The organism is Bacillus cereus group sp. BfR-BA-01331, from assembly GCF_022663915.1.
GTDB lineage: Bacteria > Bacillota > Bacilli > Bacillales > Bacillaceae_G > Bacillus_A > Bacillus_A mycoides.
Genome location: NZ_JAKUGJ010000069.1, coordinates 1 through 5,152 on the forward strand (window position 1 = coordinate 1; position 5,152 = coordinate 5,152).

Consider the following 5,152-nt stretch of genomic DNA (forward strand, 5'->3'; position numbering starts at 1 on the left):
ATTCAAAAAAGGAAACCCGTTAGGGTTTATTTCGTATGCAAATCTTTAAAGCACCTACATATAGACTTTCGAAAAAAAGAAACAATCTCGCCTATCATTGACGTTACATGAGCTTAGCTTGATAGCGATGTGGTAGAACCCCTAATATATAAAAAATAAGTCCTAACAATAATGTAATATTTCAACTTAAATTTCTACATTTTTTTACAAAATCACACAAAATATGGTCATCAGATGAAATCTGAGAGTGTCTTTTCATGAGAAATAATAAGATAATATTCGGATAGGAGTCCAATACATATTATTAAAATTCAGATGGTTCAAGTCGGAGGAAGGCACCTTAGGGTGTCTTTTTTATGTTTATGGATTTTTTTAGAAAATATTTGAAATATAATACAATAAATTATATTATTATGTGTGTATGACTTCTGATTTTTAATATTTCTGAAAATTAATAGGGGGAAACAATAATGAAATTAGGAAAATTAGTATTAATTGGGGCGTTAACATTTAGCGGGTTTACTGCAATAGAAATGATTAAGCCTACCTCACAAGTTACTGCAGCTTACTCAGATCCATTTAATGATGATTGGGGATTTAAAACCATTGTGGATCTGGAAAGTTCCGTGGAAAGTACATATCAACCTGATTGGAAAATTGGGGATTTAATAACTGGTGATACATTTTACTTAACACAGCACTTTGGTAGAGAACATTTTGGTGCGCAAATGAAAATTTTTAAAGTCCACACAAATGGTACCCTAGAACGATTCCAAACAATAGAACCAGAATTTCTTCCTGGAACAGAAATTTGGCAAACTCCTATCACAGATAGCTATACAAGTGGTACTTATGTAGCTGCAATTAAATATCGTGGTGAATTCACGTATTCAAATCAATTTACAATCAATTAAGGATGTAATAAATTAGAAACAGGCACTCAAAAGAGGGCTTTTATTATTTCTCAATAACCGAAATTATTTAACGTGGTAAAATAATAATTGGATTGGCATCCGATACCATATTACAATACGATGGTTCAAGTCGCAGGAAGGCACCTTAGGGTGTCTTTTTTATTTGTTATTGTTTCAATTATAAAGTGCTTAAATTCAAAAAAAGACATCAAATAAAACTTAATATAATAATCCTAATAAATTGATAATATCAATAACTTTCTTATCTTCTATTCTACAATAAAGCCTTGTACCCTTGAGCTCGCTAATTACAATATTACCTATAGTTAGTTTGCGTAAGTGTTGTAAAATCATAGGTTCCGAAATATGCGTCGCAGCACTCAACTGAGAAACTGTTAAAGTCCCACTTACAACCAATTCACGTACAATTAATAAACGACTTAAACTACCTAATAACTCTAAGATTTCAGCACCACTTACATAATAATTAGAATCCATGTTGAAATCACCAGACATACTATTCATCTCCCTAATATCAATACGAATATTGAATATTTTAACATAAAAATGAAAATTAACCTCCTGATATTTCCTATTAAAATGTAAAAATTTCAAGATTGGGTGGTTTAAGTGAGAGGAAGGCACCTTAAAGTGTCATTTTTTAGTGGACAAAACAATATAAATTGTATTATAAAAATAAAAGGATAAATAGAAAAGTAAGTGAATATCATAATTAATTTTGAACCGTTTAACCCAACTATAAATGCCATAGCGATCAAACTTGCTATGGTACTGTTTATACTGTTATTCTTAGCATTGCTTGTCAAAGTGATACTTATGAAATTTATGAAAGAATTGATTGCTGGCAGACTAGCATATCTATCTTGTTTATTTTTTATGTACTATGTATTTAAATTTGTTACAGAGTAGAAAGGCACATTAAGGTCTCTTTTCTTTTATGTAATAATGCATAGAATATTAAATTTAATAGATATTATGATATACTCTCAAGGTGTGATACATAATTTCTTTAAATTAGAAAACTAAACCTTATCTACCCAATTGTGGGGGACGCCTTATGGCGTCTTTTTTTTAGGACCTGCTCAATTCAGGCATAAAAACATAAGGTAAAGTGAACCCGTTAAAATACATGGAATGAACCCTAGTTTCACCCTCTTATCTAAAGGAGGAACTATTGTTATGGGCTATGGTGGTAGTTGCGGCGAAGGCTGCGGTTTTGGTGGCGGATTTGCTTTACTCGTTGTACTCTTTATACTATTAATCATTATCGGATACAGTTGCTTCTGCTAAAAAAATATAGGAAAAGACACTCTTAAAGGAGTGTCTTTTCTATTCTCTTTAAAGAACTTATATTGACCTCGTAATTATTCCCATATGGTCTAAGCGATGGAATTTCTGCCTTTGGCCCGTAAAATAATAGTTTTAAATCATCATCTTTGTACTGAACTACGAAGAAATCATCGAATTGGTAGAATGTATTTTGATTGATCGTGATAAAACCTTTTCCTTGGGCAGTTGTTTTAAAACTTATTCTTCTCCCATCTTTGATGACATCATATCCATGCTGATTAGTCATTTTGGATAGCTCGTCATTCGTATAAAGAACACAAAAGAATTCACCTAGACGACCTATAAAATGTCTTAATTCGGTTGCTTTCCATCCAAGGACATTTATTTCATATCGTAAAACTTCAAAATATGATTCATATAACTTTTGGATTTGCGAGATTCCTATAGCACTTTTACCATTGTAAGGAATAAGTTATCCATTGACCTTTTACTTTTATATAGGTTTCATCGACTCTCCAAGAGTCATTTGTTTGAGGTGACGACGGATTCGTTTGTCCAATTCAATACTGATGAACCCAACGCATAATCGTTGTATGAAAAATAAATAAAAGAACCCGTTAGTCATAAACGGATTATTTCCACAAGATTCACAAAGAATACAAGGTAACTGGTCCAGAGAAACCTATGAAATTCCATGTGATATTACTATATGTAAAGTGGATAAAACGGTTAATGGAAATTAAACAAAATTCTTATTTAACAACAAATAAAAAGAGCACATTTTTATATGCACTCTTAGTAAGATAGGTGAATGTCTCATGAGATATAAAAAATTCAAAAAATCGTAATCAGATTTTCATGAGTGAATTTTTTATATTGTATTTGTTACTTGGAGTTATTGAGCCTGTCACTATAAAAATAAAGAGCGCTTTTTAAGGCGCCCTATGACCAAGACTCATATCGAAAAGCCTATCATGATTAATGTATGTGCAGTTTTTTAATAAAATCCTTATTTGAACGTAAAAAGCCCTAGAGGGGACTAGGGTCTTTTACATAATAAATCTTTCTGTTTTTAAAAGGACTTACTGAAGATAACACATGAATGTTTCATAAATGTATCAAAAAAATGAACAAAATCTTTATTTCATAACAAGCGAAAAAGAGCACACATATAAGTATGCTCTTTGACAAGAAAGGTAGATTTCTATGAGTGGAAAGTCTCCATACAATAACATATGCTTGTCCAGTTAAAAGGCGAAAAAATTTAACAAATCGTTATTTAGTAGCAAATGAAAAGAGCACACTAATAAGTATGCTCCTTGAAAGGTAGATTGCTATGCTTGGAAGGTCTCCATACAATAACATATGCTTGTCTAGTTAAAGCTATTTAAATAAAAGAACCCCCGTTTGTCTGCGGGGATTCTAAGGGTAATCGTCAAGTAATGACGTACTCGACTAATTAACCATGTCATGAATTTTTTGGTAAAAATAGTGGTAAATGTGTCCAAATGAATGGGGCATTATTTTGAACAAAAACACTATTTGATTTCAAATGAAAAACAGCTAGCAAAAGCTAACTGCTCAGTCTTGAAGGAAGTCTCGATTAGTAAGGTTACACACAAGAGATTTCCGGCTGTTTAACAGCCTATCTGTAGTATTGACGGAATATTAAGTTTTATTCAGGGGAGATTATATTTTACAAATTAGATTATGATAGTCGATATTCTCCATATTGACCAGAAAAGAACCAAAAATTCTATTGAAATTCCAAGTCTTCTTTTCCTAGTTTTTTGAAATTCTTTTATTAAATAGCCAACAGCACTAATTGCTATAAGAATGAAAAGAATAAGTTCTAGTGTAACTGGCATTTGATTTACTCCTAATCTATTGAAATAATTTAATATATAAAGATTTTGATGTATTTTTGTAGATAGTGGCGAAAAATTAAACAAAACCATCTCTTTACGAAAAAGGTCCTGTTGTCTCCAACAGAACCTTTCCTAAAATGGCAAAGAGTAACTCTTACCTTACTCTTTGTTTATATACTACAGGAGTTTTAATGAAAATCCAAGGCTCCTTATATTGAGAAATAAGGAAGAATCATTCTAAAGAATCTTATATTTGTTATAAATATAAGAGCAGTTAGCAAAAACTAACTGCTCATCTCCAAGGGGGAACAAGGCGAAAAATCTAATGTCATCTATATTATTGACGTAATATTTAGTTTTATTCAAGGGGAGAGAAGTAGGATATTAACATGGATATGCGCAAATTCATATCCTGTAAGTAATAAATTAATGACGGGGTAGATTGAGAATGGATGATCCGATTAAGGAGATAGCTAGCGCTTGGTTTGTTGCAGTAGGGACAATTATTGCTGCGATTGGGAGTACACCTTTAAAAAGATTGAACAGCGAATTAAGCAAAGACTTGAACATATGGGGGAATGTATTACAGGCAACGGGGAACGGTCTGGAAGCTGATGGACAAGGAGAAATATCCCTTGAATTGATTGGTAACGAAATCCAATCAATTGGTAATGTAACGGTTCTAACAGGACTCATTATAGACTTTGAAGATGAAACACAAAAAAAATTAGTAATTGCAGGGAATTGGATACAAGCATTAGGTGGTGTTACATCAATAGGTGGGATATAGGAATTGAAAGCTAGTCGGGATAAAGTGGAGGAAATTTCGGAAGGTGATGAGGAGGATGGACAACTTATAGTGATTACGGGGAGTTGGGTCCAAGCAGTCGGTTCAGTAGTTTCATTAATTGGTCAAATAAGAGAAGAAAGCCAAGAGATAGAAGAAAATAATTCATAGAGAACTTAATAAAATAATCCTTTGTGCGACACGTTTCCTCATAAGTGTGCAAACACGAAGTAGGAGGGTTATTAATTTGATAACAACAACTGTTTGACTGA

At 32.3% G+C, this 5,152-nt stretch carries 4 protein-coding genes and 3 pseudogenes; 4 read left to right on the forward strand and 3 right to left on the reverse strand.

Annotated elements, in window-relative coordinates; genetic code table 11:
- The first annotated feature begins 470 nt into the window (after positions 1-470).
- Complete coding sequence (locus MR155_RS30470; protein ID WP_151304161.1) at positions 471-914, forward strand: DUF5065 family protein; 444 nt, start codon at positions 471-473, stop codon at positions 912-914.
- Between the two features lie 219 nt (positions 915-1,133).
- Here MR155_RS30470 and MR155_RS30475 read toward each other — a convergent pair whose 3' ends face one another.
- Entirely contained in the window at positions 1,134-1,430 is a 297-nt protein-coding gene (locus MR155_RS30475; protein ID WP_242312034.1) for an ArsR family transcriptional regulator, read from the reverse strand.
- Positions 1,431-1,634: 204 nt separating this feature from the next.
- Between MR155_RS30475 and MR155_RS32110 the strand changes: the two genes are divergently transcribed.
- Positions 1,635-1,844: a hypothetical protein gene (locus tag MR155_RS32110; protein WP_151304159.1), complete on the forward strand. Its 210-nt coding sequence runs from the start codon at positions 1,635-1,637 to the stop codon at positions 1,842-1,844.
- A 270-nt stretch (positions 1,845-2,114) separates the two neighbouring features.
- The gene (locus MR155_RS30485; RefSeq protein WP_242312035.1) at positions 2,115-2,225 is read left to right on the forward strand and encodes a YjcZ family sporulation protein; all 111 of its coding nucleotides are present in this window, start codon (positions 2,115-2,117) and stop codon (positions 2,223-2,225) included.
- A gap of 22 nt (positions 2,226-2,247) precedes the next feature.
- Here MR155_RS30485 and MR155_RS30490 read toward each other — a convergent pair.
- Together MR155_RS30490 and MR155_RS30495 are read right to left on the reverse strand one after the other, a co-directional pair.
- A pseudogene (locus MR155_RS30490) lies at positions 2,248-2,679 on the reverse strand (DUF6998 domain-containing protein); the annotation flags it as partial.
- Between the two features lie 19 nt (positions 2,680-2,698).
- Positions 2,699-2,833: pseudogene (locus MR155_RS30495) on the reverse strand (IS6 family transposase); the annotation flags it as partial.
- Positions 2,834-4,541: 1,708 nt separating this feature from the next.
- Between MR155_RS30495 and MR155_RS30500 the strand changes: the two are divergent.
- A pseudogene (locus MR155_RS30500) lies at positions 4,542-5,051 on the forward strand (DUF6944 family repetitive protein).
- Positions 5,052-5,152: the final 101 nt, after the last annotated feature.

Excerpts from the sequence above, each read along its gene's own strand:
- MR155_RS30470 (WP_151304161.1), top strand. The coding sequence starts at position 471 with ATGAAATTAGGAAAATTAGTATTAATTGGGGCGTTAACATTTAGCGGG.
- MR155_RS30475 (WP_242312034.1), bottom strand. The coding sequence starts at position 1,430 with ATGTCTGGTGATTTCAACATGGATTCTAATTATTATGTAAGTGGTGCT.
- MR155_RS30485 (WP_242312035.1), top strand. The coding sequence starts at position 2,115 with ATGGGCTATGGTGGTAGTTGCGGCGAAGGCTGCGGTTTTGGTGGCGGA.